General features: G+C 71.6%; 14 protein-coding genes. 3 read left to right on the top strand and 11 right to left on the bottom strand.

Annotated features, from left to right (window positions below):
- Positions 1–108: 108 nt before the first annotated feature.
- Positions 109–1,614, top strand: coding sequence for a mannitol dehydrogenase family protein (locus P2F65_RS09440; protein WP_275806207.1), 1,506 nt, complete (start codon positions 109–111; stop codon positions 1,612–1,614).
- Positions 1,611–3,020, top strand: a complete 1,410-nt coding sequence (locus tag P2F65_RS09435) for an FGGY family carbohydrate kinase (protein ID WP_275806206.1) — start codon at positions 1,611–1,613, stop codon at positions 3,018–3,020. The genes P2F65_RS09440 and P2F65_RS09435 overlap by 4 nt, the downstream gene beginning before the upstream one ends.
- A gap of 74 nt (positions 3,021–3,094) precedes the next feature.
- Here P2F65_RS09435 and P2F65_RS09430 read toward each other — a convergent pair whose 3' ends face one another.
- The 11 genes from P2F65_RS09430 to P2F65_RS09380 all read right to left on the bottom strand — a co-directional run bounded on the left by P2F65_RS09430 (position 3,095) and on the right by P2F65_RS09380 (position 17,348).
- A complete protein-coding gene (locus P2F65_RS09430) occupies positions 3,095–4,381 on the bottom strand; it encodes a sugar ABC transporter permease (RefSeq protein WP_275806205.1) in 1,287 nt (428 codons plus the stop codon).
- On the bottom strand, positions 4,378–5,181 hold the full coding sequence (locus P2F65_RS09425; RefSeq protein ID WP_275806204.1) for an ATP-binding cassette domain-containing protein: 804 nt from the start codon (positions 5,179–5,181) through the stop codon (positions 4,378–4,380). The genes P2F65_RS09430 and P2F65_RS09425 overlap by 4 nt, the downstream gene beginning before the upstream one ends.
- An 82-nt stretch (positions 5,182–5,263) precedes the next feature.
- Positions 5,264–6,352 (bottom strand): sugar ABC transporter substrate-binding protein, encoded by a 1,089-nt coding sequence (locus tag P2F65_RS09420; RefSeq protein ID WP_275806203.1) that lies wholly within the window; start codon positions 6,350–6,352, stop codon positions 5,264–5,266.
- 161 nt (positions 6,353–6,513) lie between these two features.
- Positions 6,514–7,701 carry an ROK family transcriptional regulator gene (locus tag P2F65_RS09415; protein WP_275806202.1) on the bottom strand — a complete coding sequence of 396 codons (1,188 nt, stop codon included), beginning with the start codon at positions 7,699–7,701 and terminating at the stop codon, positions 6,514–6,516.
- Positions 7,702–7,962: 261 nt separating this feature from the next.
- Complete coding sequence (locus tag P2F65_RS09410; protein ID WP_275806201.1) at positions 7,963–9,807, bottom strand: glycoside hydrolase family 3 N-terminal domain-containing protein; 1,845 nt, start codon at positions 9,805–9,807, stop codon at positions 7,963–7,965.
- Positions 9,807–11,420, bottom strand: a complete 1,614-nt coding sequence (locus P2F65_RS09405) for a glucoamylase family protein (protein WP_275806200.1) — start codon at positions 11,418–11,420, stop codon at positions 9,807–9,809. Before P2F65_RS09405 ends, P2F65_RS09410 begins: the two co-directional genes overlap by 1 nt.
- Before the next feature lie 64 nt (positions 11,421–11,484).
- Positions 11,485–12,309 (bottom strand): carbohydrate ABC transporter permease, encoded by an 825-nt coding sequence (locus tag P2F65_RS09400; RefSeq protein ID WP_275806199.1) that lies wholly within the window; start codon positions 12,307–12,309, stop codon positions 11,485–11,487.
- A gap of 9 nt (positions 12,310–12,318) precedes the next feature.
- The gene (locus tag P2F65_RS09395) at positions 12,319–13,257 is read right to left on the bottom strand and encodes a sugar ABC transporter permease (RefSeq protein WP_275806198.1); all 939 of its coding nucleotides are present in this window, start codon (positions 13,255–13,257) and stop codon (positions 12,319–12,321) included.
- A 2-nt stretch (positions 13,258–13,259) separates the two neighbouring features.
- Positions 13,260–14,540, bottom strand: coding sequence for a sugar ABC transporter substrate-binding protein (locus tag P2F65_RS09390; RefSeq protein WP_275806197.1), 1,281 nt, complete (start codon positions 14,538–14,540; stop codon positions 13,260–13,262).
- Positions 14,541–14,635: 95 nt separating this feature from the next.
- Positions 14,636–15,652: a LacI family DNA-binding transcriptional regulator gene (locus P2F65_RS09385; RefSeq protein WP_275806196.1), complete on the bottom strand. Its 1,017-nt coding sequence runs from the start codon at positions 15,650–15,652 to the stop codon at positions 14,636–14,638.
- Positions 15,653–15,797: 145 nt separating this feature from the next.
- Entirely contained in the window at positions 15,798–17,348 is a 1,551-nt protein-coding gene (locus P2F65_RS09380; protein ID WP_275806195.1) for a helix-turn-helix domain-containing protein, read from the bottom strand.
- A 105-nt stretch (positions 17,349–17,453) separates the two neighbouring features.
- Here P2F65_RS09380 and P2F65_RS09375 point away from each other — a divergent pair, with 105 nt between their 5' ends.
- Positions 17,454–18,728, top strand: a complete 1,275-nt coding sequence (locus P2F65_RS09375) for an FAD-dependent oxidoreductase (RefSeq protein ID WP_275806194.1) — start codon at positions 17,454–17,456, stop codon at positions 18,726–18,728.
- Positions 18,729–18,754 lie beyond the last annotated feature (26 nt).

The following is an 18,754-nucleotide window of genomic DNA, read 5'->3' as shown; positions in this document are numbered from 1 at the left end:
CAAACCCTAAGCGCAGGGCGCTCCACTCACCTTGCGTGCGCAACGGTCCGACCGGGCGATGGCAGGGCCCCCGCTCCCCGGTCGACGGCGATGGAAGGGGAGGCCACGATGGGCGCCATGCGCCTCTCCAACTCCACGCTCGGTGACCTGGACGCGCGCGTCGCGCGCCCGGCATACGACCGCTCGCAGGTCACCGCGTCGATCGTCCACTTCGGGGTGGGCGGCTTCCACCGGGCCCACGAGGCGATGTACCTCGACCGCCTGATGAACGACGGCAAGGCCCTCGAGTGGGGCATCTGCGGCGTCGGCGCGCTGCCGCACGACCGCCGGATCATCGACACCCTCCGCTCCCAGGACGGCCTGTACACCCTGGTCGTCAAGCACCCCGACGGCCGGCGCGAGCCACGCGTGATCGGCTCGGTCGTCGAGACCATGTTCGCCCCCGACGACCCCGAGGCCGTGGTCGCGCGCCTGGCCGACCCGGTCACGCGGATCGTGTCGCTCACCATCACCGAGGGCGGCTACCTCGTCAACCAGGTGACCGGCGAGTTCGACGTCTCCGACCCCTCCATCCAGGCTGACCTCGCCGAGGGCGCCGCTCCCTCGACGGTTTTCGGCTACATCAGTGCCGCGCTGGCCCGACGGCGTGACCGGGGGGAGGCGCCGTTCACGGTGATGTCGTGCGACAACCTGCCCGACAACGGCGACGTCGCCAAGCGCATGATCTGCGCCTTCGCCCGTCTCAAGGACCGGGGTCTCGCCGACTGGATGGAGGCCGAGGTCGCCTTCCCCAACTGCATGGTCGACCGCATCACGCCGGTGACGTCGCCCGAGGACATCGCCCGGCTGACCGAGGAGTTCGGCGTCGAGGACGGCTGGCCCGTGGTGTGCGAGCCGTTCGCCCAGTGGGTGCTCGAGGACCACTTCGGCCAGGGCCGACCGCCCTTCGAGGCCGCCGGCGTGCAGATGGTGGGCGACGTCGTCCCCTACGAGCTGATGAAGCTGCGGCTGCTCAACGCCAGCCACCAGGCGCTGTGCTACCTCGGCCACCTGTCGGGCTACCGCTACGCCCACGAGGTCTGCCAGGACCCGCTCTTCGCCGACTTCCTCCTCGCCTACATGGAGCGGGAGGGGTCTCCGACGCTGCCCGCGGTGCCGGGAGTCGACCTCGACGGCTACCGCCGCGAGCTCATCGGCCGCTTCGCGAACCCCGAGATCCGCGACACCCTCGCCAGGCTCTGCGCCGAGAGCTCGGACCGCATCCCCAAGTGGCTCGGGCCCGTGATCCGCGAGAACCTCAGCAGCGGGGGCGAGATCGAGCGGTCGGCGCTCGTCGTGGCCTCGTGGGCCCGCTACGCCGAGGGCGTCGACGAGAACGGCGAGCCGATCGAGGTCGTCGACCGCCTCAAGGACCGGGTCATGGCGGCGGCCGCGCGGCAGAAGGACGACCCGCTCGCCTTCATCCGCGACCGAGACCTCTTCGGCGGGCTGGCCGACGACGAGCGCTTCACGGCCGCCTACACCGCTGCCCTGGACGCGTTGCACACCCGGGGCGCCCGGGCGACGCTGGAGGCGCTGGCCACAGGGGGCGGCACGGCGGGAGAACCGAGATGAGCACCACGCTGGTGGCCGGGGTGGACTCCTCGACCCAGTCGACCAAGGTCGTGGTGTGCGACGCCGACACCGGCGAGGTGCTGCGCACCGGCCGGGCGCCGCACCCAGAGGGCACGCAGACCCACCCGGACCGCTGGTGGGACGCCTACCGCTCCGCGACCGCCGACGGGTTGCTCGACGGCGTCTCGGCGATCGCCGTCGGTGGGCAGCAGCACGGGATGTGCGCCCTCGACGAGCACGGCGCCGTCGTGCGGGACGCGTTGCTGTGGAACGACACCCGCTCCGCCGGAGCCGCAGCCGAGCTGGTGGCCGAGCTCGGCGGCCCCACCGCGTGGGTGGAGGCGGTCGGGCTGGTGCCAGTGGCCAGCTTCACCATCACGAAGCTGCGGTGGCTGGCCGAGCACGAGCCGGTCAACGCGACCAGGGTCCACGACGTGGTACTGCCTCACGACTGGCTGACCGGGCAGATCGTCAAGCAGGGCAGCGGTTTCCGCGGATGGACCACCGACCGTGGTGACGCCTCGGGCACCGGGTACTGGTCGCCCATCACCGGTGAGTACCGGCCGGACCTGCTCGAGCGGGCGTTCGGCCGGGTCGTGGGCACACCCCGGGTGGCAGAGCCGGCCGAGGCCGTCGGCGAGACCGACTCGGGCATGCTCGTCGCCGCAGGCACGGGCGACAACATGGCGGCGGCGCTGGGCCTGGGCATCCTGCCCGGCGACGTCGTCGTGTCACTGGGCACGAGCGGGGCCGTCTTCGGCGAGCACTCCACCCCGGTCTTCGACACCGGGGGCGACGTCGCGAGCTTCGCCAGCGCCGCGGGCGACCACCTGCCGCTCATGTGCACACTCAACGCGGCGCGGGTGCTGACCGCCGCGGCCCAGCTGATCGGCACCGACCTCGCGGGTCTCGACACGCTCGCCCTGGCGGCCGCGCCCGGGGCGGGCGGGCTGACCCTGCTCCCCTACCTCGACGGCGAGCGCACCCCGAACCTGCCCGACGCCACCGGCACCCTCGGCGGGCTGACCCGGGCCAACGCGACGCCGGAGAACCTCGCGCGAGCCGCGGTGGAGGGCATGCTGTGCAACCTCGTCGCGGGGGTGGGCTCCCTCACCCGCCTCGGGGTCCGCGCGGAGCGGGTGCTGCTCATCGGCGGCGCCTCGGCGTCGGCTGCGGTGCGCGCCCTCGCCCCCATGCTCTTCGGCGTCCCGGTCGTGGTGCCGAGCCCCGGCGAGTACGTCGCCGTGGGCGCCGCGCGCCAGGCCGCGTGGGCCCTGCGCGGCGGGGACACCCCTCCCCGCTGGGAGGTCGGCACCGAGACCGAGCTCGAGCCGCACCCCGGCCCAGAGGGCTCGGAGATCACGGGCCGGTATGCCGGGCTGCTGCGGACCGTGCACGGCCGCTGACCACCGACCACGAGTTCGGGGTGTTGCCGAGCGCCATGGCGCTCGGCAACACCCCGAACCGGAGAGGGATGTGGTCAGGCGCGCCCGTGGGCGGCCCGGCTGCGGCGGCTCAGGGAGTCGACGATGACCGCGAGCAGCAGGACTGCGCCGGTGATCATGTAGCGCTCCGGGGAGCCGAGGTTGATCAGGCTGAGGCCGTTGGAGATCGACTGGATCACGATGATGCCGAGCAGCGCCGAGTAGGCCGAGCCTCGGCCGCCGAAGAGGCTGGTGCCGCCGATGACCGCGGCCGCGATCGCGTTGAGGTTGGTGTCGGTGCCGCCACTGCTCTGGTTGGCGGCCGCGAGGCGCGCCGACGCGAGCAGACCACCGACGGCCGCCAGCGAGGAGCAGAGCACGAAGACGGTGATGTAGATCCGCCTGACGTTGATGCCGGCGCGGCGGGCCGCCTCGACGTTGCCACCGACGGCCATGACCGAGCGGCCCCAGCGCGTCTTGCGGATCGCGTAGTCCATGATCACGACGAGGGCGACGAACAGCAGGAACATCACCGGCACGCCGCGGTCCTGGTTGAGCACGGCGACGGGGATGACCAGCACGAGCAGCAGGAACGCCGAGCGCACGGCGATGTTGACGACGGGAGACGTGGACAGGCCGGCAGCCGCGCGACGGCTGTTGGACCGCAGCCTCAGGAGGAGGTAGACCGCGACGACGGCGACGGCGACGGCATACGCCACGGCGTCGGGGAGGAAGGTGCGCTGCGCGAAGGCCACCACCCCCGACTCGAACGGGATGTTGATCGAACCCTCGGCTCCGAGCACCTTGAGCTGGAGGCCGAGGAAGCCCAACAGACCGGCGAGGGTGATGACGAAGCTGGGAACGCCGAACCGCGTGAAGAGGGCGCCGTAGGAGAGGCCGATGACGGCGCCGGCGAGCACCGCCGCCGCGATCGCGACGAGGGCGGGCCAGCCGTTGCTCACCATGCCCACCGCGAGGATGGCCGACGCCAGGCCGCTCACCGACCCGACCGACAGGTCGATCTCGCCCAGCAGCAGCACGAGCACGATGCCCAGTGCGATGGTGCCGGTGGCCGCGCTCTGCAGGGCCAGGTTGACGAGGTTGCGGCTGGACAGGAAGGCATCGTTCTGGCTCTGGAAGACCGCCCAGATGACGATGAGCCCGATGACCACGGGCAGGGAGCCGAGGTCGCCGGAGCGCAGACGGGAGAGGAAGACCCGCACCCAGCCACCGACCCCCTGCGAGGCGATGAGCCGCTCGTCCTGGAGGTCACTGGGCAGCGCAGCGGTGGTGTCGACGGCCTCGGAGGCGGGGGCGGCCTTCGGCTCGGTCGGGATGCTCATGACTGCTCTTCCTTCGTGGCGCGGCGGTGGGCCCGCTCGGAGACGGCGTTGGTCGTGGCCCCGGTGATGGCCGCGATGATGTCCTGGCTGGTGGTCTCGCTGACGTTGAAGGTGCCGTTGTTGCGGCCGAGCCGCAGCACGGTCACGCGGTCGGCGACGGCCATCACGTCGGACATGTTGTGGCTGATGAGGATGACCCCGTGGCCGTTCTCGCGCAGCCGCTCCACGAGGTTGAGGACCTCCGCCGTCTGGGCGACGCCGAGGGCAGCGGTCGGCTCGTCGAGCATGACCACCTTGGGGTCGCCGAGCAGGGAGCGGGCGATGGCGACCGTCTGCCGCTGGCCTCCGGACAGGCTGGCGACGGGGATGCGCACCGACGGGATCTTGGCGCTGAGCTGGCGCAGCAGCCGCCAGGACTCCTTCTCCATGGTCACCTCGTCGAGGGCGCGGCCGTGGTAGAGCTCGCGCCCGAGGAAGAGGTTGGCGACGACGTCGAGGTTGTCGCAGAGGGCGAGGTCCTGGAAGACGGTGGCGATGCCGAGCTGCTGCGCCTCCGCGGGTGAGTTCACGGTGGCCGGCTTGCCGTCGAAGTACATGGTGCCCTCGTCGGGGGTGTAGACCCCGGCGATGGCCTTGACGAGGGTGGACTTGCCGGCGCCGTTGTCTCCGACCAGCGCCACCACCTCGCCGGATCGGACGTCGAAGTCGATGTCCTTGAGCGCTTGGACGGCGCCGAAGCGCTTGGAGACACCCTGCATCGACAGCACGGCGGTGGTCGCCGGGGCAGTGGTCGTGGTCATGTCAGTCCTCTGGGTGGGATCCGGTGTGCCGGGGCCCCGGCGGGTGGGGGTCTCCCACCCGCCAGGGCATCGGCGTCAGCTGTCAGCTCAAGCCTGCAGCGGCGCACGCCTCGGCGAAAGTGGGAGTGCAGATGTCTTCCACCTTGTAGATGCCGTCCTTGACGACGGTGTCCTTCACGTTCTCCTTGGTCACCGCGATGGGGTCGAGGATCGTCGAGGGAACGCCCTTGAAGTCGGTGGTGGACTCCGGCTTCTGCTTGTTCGCGAGGGCGAGGGCGGCCTTCGCTGCGGCCTCGGCCTCCGGCTTGATGGGCTTGTAGATCGTCATGGCCTGGTCGCCGGCGAGGATGCGCTGGATCGCGGCGAGCTCGGCGTCCTGGCCGGTCACCGGCGGAAGGGGGGTGACACCGCCACCCTTGAGGGCCGCGATGGCGCCACCGCCCGTGCCGTCGTTGGCGGCGTAGACGCCGACGAGGTTGCCCTTGACCGCCGAGATCTGGCCCTCCATCCACGACTGCGCCTTGTCCGGGCTCCAGTCGGGGGTGTCGTACTCGGCCGCGATCTTGTAGCCGCTGCCGTCGAGGACGCTGTGGGCGCCCTTCTTGAAGTCGGCGGCGTTGGGGTCGGTCGGCGAGCCGTTGATCATCACGATGTCGCCGGAGGTCTTGCCGTTCTTCTTGAGGATGTCGACGAGAGTCTGGGCCTGGGTCTTGCCGACGGTCTCGTTGTCGAACGAGACGTAGTAGTCGACGCCCGCGATGAAGCGGTCGTAGGCGACGACGGGCACGCCCTGCGCCTTGGCGCTGTTGGCGACGGCGGCGGCGGCCTTGCCGTCGACCGGGTCGAGGACGAGCACGTTGGCGCCCTGGGTCAGAGCGGCCTCGGCCTGCTGCTGCTGCTTGGCAGGGTCCTGGTCGGCGTTGCTGTAGATGATCGTGCAGTCCGCGCAGTCGGCCTTGATGGCCGCCTCGAACAGCGGCCGGTCGAAGGTCTCGTAGCGGGTGGTCTTGGACTCCGGCAGCAGGAGGGCGATCTTCTTGCCGCCCCCGCCGTTGCCGTCGCCCGTGCCGCCCGAGCCCGAGCCCCCGTCGTCGCCACAGGCGGCGAGGCTGGCCATGCCGAGACCGGCCACGAGCGCGGCGCCGGCGAGACGGGTGAAACGAGTGTTCATGCTGAGCTCCCTCAGTGTCTTCGCCGGCAACCCCGTTGGTGCGGCTTTGCTGAGTGTGACCCCAGTGAACTCTTGGCGTCAAGAGTTGAATTCAAGGAGTTGACACAATCGGGACGTTCCCGGCGCGTCCGGGGCGCTCCGGGACACTCTGGTCCTCTCGGCTACACCACGGCGGCGATGAGGCCCTCCGCGGCCGCGTGCCGCTCCTCGGCGACGGCGAGCGCCCCCACCACGTCGGCGTCGGTGTCGAGCTTGGCCTCGCGCAGGCTCACCGAGGCCGCCGCGCTGGGGATCGCGCAGCGCTCGAGGGAGGCCAGCATCGGTCCGGTGATCAGGTCACCCACCCGCGAGAGGAGGCCCCCCAGCACGAGCACCTCGGGGTTGACGAGGTTCACCAGCCCGGCGACCGCCACACCGAGGTGGCGCCCTGCGTCGCCGAGCACGCGCCGACAGCCGGGGTCGCCGTCAAGCGCCCGCGCCACGACCTCCCGCAGGCTGAGGCTGCCGTGGGTCGGGGCGAGGGCATCGAGCAGGGCACGGGAGCCGACGAAGGTCTCGAGGCAGCCCCGGTTGCCGCAGCGGCACACCGGGCCGTTCTCGTCGATGGTGAGGTGGCCGACCTCACCGGCCGTGCCCGCGCTGCCGCGGAACAGCTCGCCCCCCAGGATCAGGCCGGCACCGACGCCGTAGGACATCTTGATGTAGACGCCGTGCTGAACCCCTTGCAGCGCACCGCACTTGAGCTCGCCGAGCGCAGCCAGGTTGGCCGTGTTGTCGAGCACGACGGGTGCCTTGAGGTGTCCCTCCATCTCGCTGGCGACGGCCACGCCACGCCAGCCGGGCAGGATGCCCTCCGACCCCACCTGCCCCGAGACGCTGTCGACGGGGGCGGGCAGGCCGACACAGACCGCCTTGACGTCGGGCATGGTCTTCCCGGCCTTCTCGACGAGGTCGTGCACGAGGCGTGCCGCTCGCTCCATCCCCTCGTCGGCGGGGTGGTCCGCCGGCAACGGCATGCGCTGGCTGCCCAGGACGTCGCGCGGTCCGGTGCCGATCGCGACGCGCACGTCCCGGTCGCCGAACGCGATCCCGGCCAGCAGCGTGTTGCCCGTGGCGAGCGAGACGAGTACCGCGCGCCGGCCGTTGCGGATGCTCGGAGAGAGCTCCACGGCACCCGCCGCGTCGAGCTCCTTGACCATGTTGCTGACTGTCGCGGGACTGAGCCCGGTCTGACCGGCGATCTCGACCTGGGTCATCGCCCCCTGGAGACGCAGGGCGTCGAGCACCCGCAGGCGGTTCGACTCGCGCAGCGACGCCTGCGACCCCGGCGCCGGCTGCCCTGAGTTCACGGCCTAAAGATAAGGGTTCGTGGCACGGTTGGGTAGGAGTCGGCAGCACCGGATTCGATCCAGCCCTGCCGCCTCCTCGGAGTCGTGCAGCCACCCAGTGATGGCGAGGACCGCCGAGCCAGGCGCCCCGGCGGCGTTGCCCACGCCGCAGGCGACGAGGACCGCGGGCACGACACCAGGCCCCGGCGAGCAGGGGGAATCAACCGGGGCCTGGTGGATCGGGGGGCACACACCCAGGGGTATGCGCGCGTGCTGGTCACATCATGAGGGGTGCAGGCCCTGTCCGTCACCACAGCGGAACAGCGGGTCGTCGTAGCCGGGCACGTCCTCCCCGTGCCGGCGCACCTGCTCCATCGACCGCGGGAGGTCGAAAGGGAGCCGTCCGCGGGGCTCGACCACACCGGTGAGGGCGTCGACCAGAGCGTCGTCGCAGGTGCCGTAGCTGCCCACGACGGCCGAGGCGATGGGCAGCAGTGGTGTGAGCACCGCCGGACGGTCGAGCACCACGTCGAGGACCAGCGGGCAGCAGGCCGCGATCCGGCCGAGCCGCGCGACCAGCCCGGGCGGGAAGTCCAGCGACCCCTGGTGGAACCACGACTCCAGGAACAGGTCGGACCGCGGGTCGAACGGCGCCATCAGCCGCACCAGCGCCACGTCCGCGCCCTCGGGGCGGTCGACCGGCGTCCCGAGCCGGGCCAGCGCCTCGGGCGAGATGTTCTCTGCGTAGACCTTCCGACCGCGCTGGAGGGGCAGCACCGGAAGGTGATCGCCACCGTTCTGCAGGACCGTCACGGAGGCCGCCTGGGCGGCATACCCCTCGTCGCGGAAGTCCTGTCGTCCCACGGTCTCGGCCGCGAGGTCCTCGTCGACGTAGGGGTTGTCGAACAGCCCCAGCCGGAACTTCACGGCGAGGATGCGCCGGGCCGAGGCGTCGATGCGGTCCTCGGTGACCCGGCCCTGCGCGACGAGGTCGAGCAGGATGTCGACGCACTCCTCGCCGCCGAACTGGTCGGCGCCGGCGTGCAGGATGAGCTCCATGCGACCGTGCGGGTCCAGGTGCTCGACGCCCCAGGCACGGGCCGGCAGCACCTGGTCGCCGACGTGGTTGTCGTTGACGAGCTCCCAGTCGGTGACGACGACGCCGTCGTAGCCGAGCTTCTCGCGCAGCAGGCCGGTGACGACCTGGCGGTTGTAGCCGAAGCCGACCTCCTCGATCTTCTCGCCGTCGATCTCGAGCCCGACCGGCATGCCGTAGTAGGGCATGATCCCCGCCGTGCCCGCCTCGATGATGGGGGGGAACGGCTTGAGGTGGTCGCCGAACCGTCCGCCGGGGTAGACCTGCTCGCGGCCGTAGGGGAAGTGCGCGTCCTCGCCGTCCTTCTGCGGGCCGCCGCCGGGGAAGTGCTTGCTGGTGCAGGCCACGCTGTCCGGGCCGAGCTCACCCTTCTGGAACCCCTTGAGGTAGGCGACGCCCAGCTCGGTGACCACGTCGGGGTCCTGGCCGAAGGTCTGCGCCTGCCGCGCCCAGCGGGGCTCGGTCGCGAGGTCGAGGGTCGGGTGCAGCGCGGCGCGGATGCCGACGGCGGTGTACTCCTGGCGGGCGACGTCGGCGAACCGGTGCACCAGCTCGGTGTCGCGCAGGGCGGCAAGGCCCAGGGGCTCCGGCCACTGCGAGAACGCGCGCGCGGCGAACGACGCCCCGGCGTTCTCCATGAACGCGTGGCGCGGGTCGGTCGAGATCGTGACCGGTATGCCGTGCGGCGTCTGCTCGGCGAGCGCCTGGAGGGCGTTGTGCCACCGGGCGGCCATCCGCGGGTCCTCTAGGGCGTGGACGTTGAAATGCGTCAGGTGCTTGTCGAGCACCACCACCGAGGTGGGTGACTTGCTGATCCTGCCCGGGTGCTCGAGCACCGTGCCGTCCTCACCCGCCTCGATGACGGTCTGGAACATCAGGCCGGCCTTCTCGGGCAGGGACAGCCGCGAGAGCAGGTCGTCGACGCGCTCCTCCACGGGCAGGCGCGGGTCCTCGTAGGGATCCATCCGGCCGTTCTTGTTGAGGTCGCGGAACTCCACGCCCTCGGGGCTGGTGAGCTTGACCGGCTCCATCAGGCGATCCCCGCCCCGAACTCCTCCATGCCGATGACGGGGCGCAGCCTCCGCTCGACGGCAGGGGTGGCGAAGGCACGACGGATCACGTTGTCTCCCAGCACGTTTCCGAGAGCGCCCATGATCATGGCCTGGTCGAGCGAGAGGTAGCGACGGGCCACGGTGCCGGACTTCACGGCGACGGCGTCGAAGAAGCCACCCTTGCCGTAGGAGTCGAAGTCCGACTGGAGGTTCGCGAGGTTGGTGTAGGCCTGCTGGGGCTCGTACATCATCGCCAGGAAGGCGGCGTGCGGGGTCACGACGCCATCGCCGTAGCGGGGGTCGGGGTTGCTGCCCTCACGGCAGTCGCCGAACCCGGCGTCGTAGTTGGTCTTCTCCTGGTCGGAGAAGTAGCCCTCGGGGTTGAGGCCGAGCGCGTCGACGCCGTACTCGCGGTAGCCGCCGGCCGGGTTGCTCGACGGGGAGAAGCCCCAGTAGCCGTAGCCGGCTTCGTCGAGGCCGTGCTCACGCTGGGCCCGCACGTGCAGCGGGTGGTTGACGCCCCACGAGCGGGGCGCCCAGCTGGCCTCGGGCACGAAGACGTCGGGCATGAGCTCCTCGAACATCGAGCCGCCCCAGCCGGGCACGATGTGCATGCCGCGGTAGGTGTAGGCGCCCTCGAAGACCTCGATGCCCAGGTAGGTGCGGGTCTCGCCGACCGGCTGCATCTCGTGCCACGACCAGTCGCAGGCGGCAGGGAAGGTGCGCCACATCGCGAAGTAGTGCCTGGCCGGCACCTGGCCGGTGATGATGCCGAGGTAGGTCGTGATGCGGGTCTCCGACACGGTGGTGTCGTAGTGGTGGTTGGTGAGCCACACGTCGGGCGCGTCGATGTGGCTGCCGCGGTAGACGCCGCCGGGACGGTCGTGCTCCCACGGGAAGAAGCCGCCGTGCATCAGACCGCCGGGACGGACGCTGGGATGGCCCTCCTGGCCACCGGGGTTGTAGAAGGCGTCCCACCGCATCCGCGTGAAGATCCGCTCCGCCAGTGCGGCGCAGCCGGGCACCGCGCTCTGCACGACCCGCAGGGCCGCACCCAGCCAGCCGTTGTCCACGCTCGACATGAACGGCGCAATCGGGTCACCGGAGCCCGGGAACGTGCGGAGCATCGCCCCCGTGCCCTCGTCGTACCAGTTGGCGTACATCCCGCTCGGCTCGTGGTGCTCCATCGTGAGCAGCGTGCGCAGCGTCTGCTGCACACGGCGCTGACACTCCTGGGGCGAGAGGAGGCCCAGCTCGCGGGCCACCACGGCCGACCACAGGTAGCCGCCGATGTTGGTGGGAGAGGTGTAGCCGCTGCGCGTGGCCAGGTCGCCCGAGATGTTGTCGGCCGGCAGGCCGGTCTCCTCGTCGGTCATCCGCACCAGCGAGTGCCACGTGTCGGCGGCCCACTGGCGCACCCGGGTGGCATCGACGGCATACGGGGCTGTGCTGGAGCGCACGAGGGCGGGCGCCTTCCGGGTCAGGGGCTGCGCGGTGGCGCCCGGCGCGGTCAGGAGGGTGGCGGCGGCGCCGGCGGCACCGCCGAGGAGGAGCTGGCGACGGGAGGGGACGAGCAGGGTGTCGCTGGCCATGGTCAGGCTCCGTTCGAGAGAGGAAGGTCAGTGGGTGGGCGGACCTGGTCGCACCGCCCGCGGACTACTTGATGCCCGTGGTGGCGATGCCTTCGATCACGCGGCGCTGGAAGCCGAGGAAGACCGCGAGGACCGGCAGCAGCACCACCGTCGCCCCGGCGAGGAGCAGGCCGTAGTTCGTGCTGTTCTGGCCCTTGGAGTAGAGCGCCAGGGCGACGGGCAGGGTGTAGGTGTCCTCGGTCTGCGCCACCACGAGCGGCCACAGGAAGTTGTTCCAGCTGCCGAGGAAGGTCAGGATCCCCAGCGTCGCCAGGGCCGGACCGCACAGCGGCAGGATGATGCGGGCGAAGATGCGCAGCTCGCCGGCGCCGTCGACCCGGCCCGCGTCGAGCAGGTCCTTGGGCAGGCCGAGGATGAACTGCCGCATGAGGAACACCCCGAAGGGGGTGACCAGGAACGGCAGGATGAGCCCGGGCAGGCTGTTGATGAGCCCGACGTTGGCCACGAGCACGAACAGCGGCACGAACGTGACGACACCGGGGATCATCAGCGTCGCCATGACGACGACGAACAGCGCTCTCTTGCCGGGGAACTCGAGCATCGCCAGCGCGTAGCCCAGCATCGAGCAGAAGAGCAGGTTGCCGGCCGTCACGACCGCCGCGACGACGAGCGAGTTGGTGAAGTAGGTGCCGAAGTCGAGGCGGGAGAACAGCTGGGTGTAGTTGTCGAGCGTCGTTGTCTCGGGCCACCAGGTCGGGGGCGACTGCCGCAGCTCGCCCTCGGTCTTGAAGCTGCCGAGCACCATCCAGACGAAGGGCGCGATGACCGCGACGAGACAGACGCTGAGCACGGCGTAGAGCCACGGGCGTCCAGTACTTTTCGTGAGCATGACTGTCCCTCAGTCCTTTTCGCGGAGGATGCGGAACTGGATCGCGGTGACGACCACGATCACGACGAAGATGATGTAGCTGATGGCAGCGGCGTAGCCGTAGTTGCCGAACCCGAACTGGCGGTAGGTGTACATCGACAGCGAGAGCGTGCTGTTGAGTGGCCCGCCGTTGGTCATGATGAACGGCTCCTCGAAGAACTGGAGGTAGCCGATGGCCGTGGTCACCGACACGAACAGGATCGTGGGGCGCAGGAGGGGCAGGGTCACGTAGCGGAACCGCTTCCAGGCGCCGGCACCGTCGATGGCGGCAGCCTCGTGCAGGCTCCACGGCACCGACTGCAGGCCGGCGAGGAAGATGATCATCGCCGTGCCGAAGTTGCGCCAGGCCGCCATGAGGATGATCGACGGCATCGACCAGGTGGGGTCACCGAGCCAGTTGGGCCCGTCGATGCCGACCCAGCCGAGCACGGTGTTGATCAGGCCGCTCTCGCGCTCGAGCAGGAACCGCCAGACCACGGCCACCGCCACGATCGAGGTGATCACCGGGAGGTAGAAGCCCAACCGGAACGCCGAGCGGAACCTGGTGATGCCGCGGTCGAGGGCGACCGCCGCGAGCAGCGCCAGCCCCATGGTCAGGGGCACACCGACGAGCACGAAGTAGGCGGTGTTGCGGGCCGCCTGGAGGAAGAGCGGGTCCGACAGGGCCTTGGCGAAGTTCTCCAGCCCGACGACGTTGACGGCGAAGGGGGTGCGCAGGTCACGGGAGCGGGTGTCCGTGAAGCTCATGAAGAGCGACTGGACCACCGGCCACACCGTGAAGGTGAGGAAGAGCAGGCAGAACGGAAGCGCGAGGATCCAGGCCGCCCGCCCCTCCCGCCGGCGCGACCCGTGGGCCGGCCGGCGGGAGGCAGCGCGCTCTGCCGCGGCGCGCTCGGTCGTGGCGGTCATCGCTACTGCCCGGTGCCGATGGACTCGGCCTGCTGCTGCACCGTCTTCAGCGCGGCGCCCGGGTCGGCGCCCTGCTTGGTCACCTTCTCGAGCTCGGTGTCGAGCGCGGTGATGACCTGCTCCCAGGTCGGGAACGACGGCGGGGCCTGGGCGGTCTTCAGCTGCTCACCGAAGGTGGCCAGCTTTGTGTCGGAGGCGATGGCCGGGTCCTCCCAGGCCGACTGCACCGACGGCAGGTCCGTCGACTGCTGGTACCACTTGGCCTGCGTCTTGGGGTCGGCGAGGAACTGGACGAACTTCCACGCGGTGTCACGCTGCTTGGAGTTCTTGAAGACCACGAAGTCCGAGCCGCCGACGAAGGAGGAGGACGTCTTCTTCTCGGGCATCTTGGCCACGGAGTACTTGTCCTTGAAGCCCTCGCCGCCGACCTTCTCGACCGCCGACATCATCCACGGGCCGGAGATGAACATCGGCACCTTGCCGCTGGCGAAGTCGGGCTCGGTCGTCGGGGTGGCCGGGGCCGCCTTGTCGGAGATGCCCTCGGTGAAGAAGCTCTGGTAGTACTCCATGGCCTCCTTCACCTCAGGGGTGTCGAAGTTGTAGGCCTTGCCGCCGTCCTTGGTCAGCTCGGCGCCGTTGCTCCACGCGAACGGCATGAGGGTCTGCCAGGACCCCTGCCCGCCGGCCTGGAGGCCGATGCCCCACTTCGCGCCGGCCTTGTCCTGCATGGCCTTGGCCATCGCCTTGAGCTCCTCCCAGGTCTTGGGGGCCTCGGTGAAGCCGGCCTTCTTCGCCAGGTCGGTGCGGTAGTAGAGCAGGCGGGTCTCGACGTACCAGGGGATGCCGTAGGAGGTCCCGCCCACCTCGGTGGTCTTTTGCGCCCCGGGGAAGAACTTCGAGGTGTCGATCGAGGACGGGAGCGGGTCGAGGGCGTCCTGGCCGGCGAACTCGCCCATCCAGGTGGTGCCGACCATCGCGGCGTCGGGGGTCTTGCCCGCCGTGATGGCGGTGGCGAACTTGTCGTGGGCGGAGTCCCACGGAATCGCCGTGACGTTCACCTTCGCACCGGGGTTGGCCGCCTCGAAGTCCTTGGCCAGCGCCGGAAGCTTCTCACCCTCGGCGCCCATCGCCCAGACGGTGATGGTGCCGGTGGCCTTGCCCTCGCTGACGGCCTTGCCCTGGCTCTCGCCGGAGGCCGGGGTGCCGCTGTCGCGCCCGCAGGCGGACAGGGCCAGGGCGGTGGTGGCCAGGGTGGCGACCACGATCGCGGAGGTGCGTCTCATGAGGTTCTCACTCTCTTTCGGAAGGGACGGGCCTTGCAGGGGTCGGGGGAACGGTGCGTGGAGGTCGGTGGTTGGGGGTGTCCAGGGGCGGAGGGCTAGGTTGCGGGGCACCCGCAGGAGGACCGCAGGACGACCTGCGTGGGCAGCACCACGCGCTCCGCGCGGGCGGGGAGGCCGGTGATGCGCTCGTGCAGGCGCTCGGCGACGAGGGCGCCGAGCTCGCGGACCGGCTGGCGCACGGTGGTCAGGCCGGGGCGTACGTAGCGGGCCGTCATCACGTCGTCCCAGCCGACGACCGCGATGTCACCCGGCACGTCCATGCCGCCGTCCTGGAGGGTGTGCATGACCGAGAGCGCGAGCTCGTCGTTGGCGCAGAAGAGGGCGTCGGCGTCGACCGAGCCGGCGAGCACGCGTTCGGCGAAGGCCGCACCGTCCTCCTCACGGAAGGCGGTGCGCACGGGTTCGGCGGCCGTGCGTCGCTTGGCGCGGTGCGCGGCAACGAACCCGCGGTAGCGGTCGCGCACGTCGGGCGCGGTGTCGGGGTCGCCCACGAAGAGCAGCCGCCTGCGGCCGTGGCCGAACAGGTGGGTGGTGAGCTCCTGGGCGCTCTGCTCGTTCTCGGCGCCGACCGCCTCGACGTCGGGCTGGGCGTCACCCGCGATGAGGATCAGCGGCTTCGACCCGTGCAGGGCGCGGACCAGGCGCTCGGGCAGGGCATCGGCACCGAGCACCGCGATGCCGTCCACCCGGGTGGCCAGCTGGCGCACGGTGCGGGCGAGGTCGCGCTTGCCCTCGGTGAGCACGAGCACCACGCTCTGCCCGAGCTCGGCCGCGCGGGTCTCGAACCCGAGGAGCAGCTCGGCGTAGTAGGGACCGGTGAGCTCGGGCAGCACCAGGCCGTGGGCCTCGTGGTGCCGCACGGCCAGGCTGCGCGCCGCCCCGAGCGGCACGTAGTTGAGCTCGTCGACCGCCGCGAGCACCTTGGCCCGGGTGACGTCGGAGACCGCCGTAGAGCCCTGGAGCACGCGGGAGACGGAGGCGATGGAGACGCCGGCGAGCTCGGCGACGGAGTAGATCGTCGCCCCCTGCCCAGCGCGGTGCGTGGAACCCATCGGTCCGCCTTCCTCGTTGAAAGCGCTTACAAGTCGTGCTTCGTCGAGTGTGCCCCCATCTGTCCGAAACGCGCAAGCCCTCGTGCCGACTTTTTCCCGAAACCGCCGACACCGCCGCCAGCGCTGTGCCAGCACGCCGGAGGCGTCAGCGGGTCTGCGGCGCCGACGGTGGCAGGGAGGCGAGCTGCAGGCGCAGGGCCAGCCTGGTGTGCGGGTCCCCGAGGTCGACGCCGCCCAGCTCCGGAAGGGCGGCCAGCCGGCCCATCCGGTAGCGCAGGGTGTTGGGGTGCACGTGCAGCGAGCGCGCGGCGAGCGCCGGCTCCCCCGGGTGGTCCAGCCACGCGGTCAGGGTGCCCAGGTAGTCGGTGCCGCGGTCGGCGTCGTGGCGGCGCAGCGCCTCGACCGGACCCGGGAGGGGCGCGTCCCGCAACGCGACGGCGGCCCGTTCCACCGTCACCGCCGCCCAGACCTCCTCGATCCCCACCACCGCCTGGTGTCCGCGGCAGCGCTCGGCCTCCGCCGCCTCGGCCCGCGCCCTCCCCAGCTCACCTGTCCCGTATGCCGGGCGGCCGGCCGCCGCCGTCAGCGCCAGGTCCTCGGTGGCCGTGGCCTCCACCACCTCGCGCAGCCACTCCCAGGTGCCGGGCACGGCACCGTCGGCGCCCAGCACGGCATACACGCGTCCGTCGAGGGTCGCGAGCAGCGGCTGGTGCCACGAGTGGCGCCGGCACACCGACTCCCACAGGTCGAGCAGGTTCTCGGGCGACGCGTCGGACGGACCTCCGAGGCAGGCGACCCGCCACGGGCCGTCGGGGAGCCACTCCTCGGCGCCGGTGGTGGTGCCGCCGAGGGCCATGCGCACCCGGTCGGCGGCAAGCCGACGGCCGAGGTCGGCGTGCGCCCGCAGCCGCAGCAGGTGGAGGGCGACGACCGAGGCGGTGTGGCTGACCTCGCGTACCACCGCCGGATCGGGCCGCTCCTCCACGAGCGCCCAGATGGAGCCCAGCCACTCCCCGCCCGCGCGCACTGGCACGACGAGGCGCGGCAGGGTGCCGCTGGGGTCGGCAGGCACGAAGACCGGCTCCGCCGAGCGGGCCAGGCGCCGGAAGACGCCGCGTGCCCGCAGGCTGGCCAGCACCTCCTCCGGCACCCGGCGCCCGACGATGGTGGACACCCGGGCCGGGTCGGTCACGTCCTGCCGCGAGGAGTAGGCGAGCACGCGGGAGTGCGGGTCCTCGATCGTCACGGGGGCGTCGACGACGGCGGCGATGGCGTCGGCGAGCGCGAACAGGTCGTCGTGCACCGGCGCCTCGACGCGACCGGGCACCCCCGGCGTCGCGGCTCGGTCCAGCACGCCCCGCAGCAGCCACACCGTGTGGGCCCAGGACGCGTGGTCGGCGAGCTCGACGAGGGCGACCTGGCGACGCCGCGCGAGGTCGCGCACCGTCCGCCGCCGGGCCAGGGTCCGCCGCAGCACCACGCCACCGGCTCCGGCGTCCGCCGCCATGCGGAGCAGGTCGGTGGCAGCCTCGACGCGGTCGACGCCCACCCCGAGGACGAGGTCACCCGGCTGCCCGACCACCCCCTGCCCGGGCTCGGCGAGGGTGAGGTCGTCGACCTCGGCTCCTGACACGTCGACGGCCAGCGAGAGCAGCCCGCCGCCAAGCGAGGCGGCAAGGTCGGCCACGGTGATCACACCGCCATGGTGCCCCACCTGTTGTGCTTCATGCACAACAGGTGGGGAGAACCTTGGCCTGGGACGACAACGGCGTCCCGGTGGCCTCACCCCACCATGGGACGCATGGCCTCCGCACCCGTCACCCCCTCCGGTCTGCCCGCCCCCCGCCGTGTCGCCGTCGTCGGCGCCGGCATGGTGGGCCTGTCCACCGCCTGGTTCCTGCAGGAGCACGGCGTCGAGGTCACCGTCCTCGACCGCGAAGGCGTCGCCGCGGGGTCGTCGTGGGGCAACGCGGGGTGGCTCACCCCCGGCATCGCCACGCCGCTGCCCGAGCCCGCAGTGCTGAAGTACGGCATCCGCGCGGTGCTGAGCCCGTCCTCGCCGGTCTATGTCCCGCCGAGCGCCAACCCCGACTTCCTGCGCTTCGTCACCGGCTTCACGCGTCACAGCACGATGAAGGCCTGGAAGAAGGCCATGGGCGCCCTCGTGCCGGTCAACGACCTCTCGCTCGAGAGCTTCGACCTGCTCCGCGACGGCGGTGTGCGCGCCGAGACGCGGGAGACCGACTCCTTCCTCGCCGCCTACCGGACCGAGGACGAGCGCCGCACGCTGCTCGAGGAGATCGAGCACATCCACTCGGCCGGCCAGTCGATCGAGTTCGACGTGCTCACCGGGGCGCAGGCCCGTGAGATCGAGCCGACCCTCTCCGAGGAGGTCGGCGCCGCGATCCGGCTGCGCGACCAGCGCTTCATCGACCCGGGAGCCTACGTGCACGCCCTCGCCGACTCGGTGCGCGACCGCGGCGGCAAGATCCTCTCCGGCGCCACCGTCGGCGACCTCGTCGAGACCGGCTCGGGCGTCGACGTCGTGACCGCCGAGGGCAGCCGCGAGTCGTTCGACTCCGTCGTGCTGGCCACCGGCGCCTGGCTGGGCCGGCTCGCCCGGCGCTTCGGCGTCCGGCGGGTCGTGCAGGCCGGCCGCGGCTACAGCTTCAGCGTGGCCGTCGACCACCTGCCCGAGGGCCCGGTCTACTTCCCCGCCCAGCGGGTGGCCTGCACGCCGATCGGCGACCGGCTCCGCGTCGCGGGGATGATGGAGTTCCGCCGACCCGAGGCGGCCCTGGACCCGCGCCGCATCCGGGCCATCGCCGAGGCCGCCCGCCCGCTGCTGCGCGGGGCGGACCTCGACCGGCGCCAGGACGAGTGGGTCGGGTCGCGGCCCTGCACCGTCGACGGGCTCCCGCTCATCGGCGCCACGAGCTCGAGCCGGGTCTTCGCCGCCGGCGGCCACGGGATGTGGGGCATCACCCTCGGGCCGGTCACCGGCCGCCTGCTCGCCGAGCAGCTGGTGACCGGGAGGAGCATCCCCCAGCTCGCGCCGTTCGACCCGCTGCGCTGACGCCACTCCCCGGCGCGCCCCTGCAG

Source organism: Knoellia sp. p5-6-4 (assembly GCF_029222705.1).
In the GTDB taxonomy this organism is placed as follows: Bacteria; Actinomycetota; Actinomycetes; order Actinomycetales; family Dermatophilaceae; genus Pedococcus_A.
The sequence above is the reverse complement of the archived record's forward strand: the minus strand, read 5'-3'. Positions and strand labels throughout refer to the sequence as shown.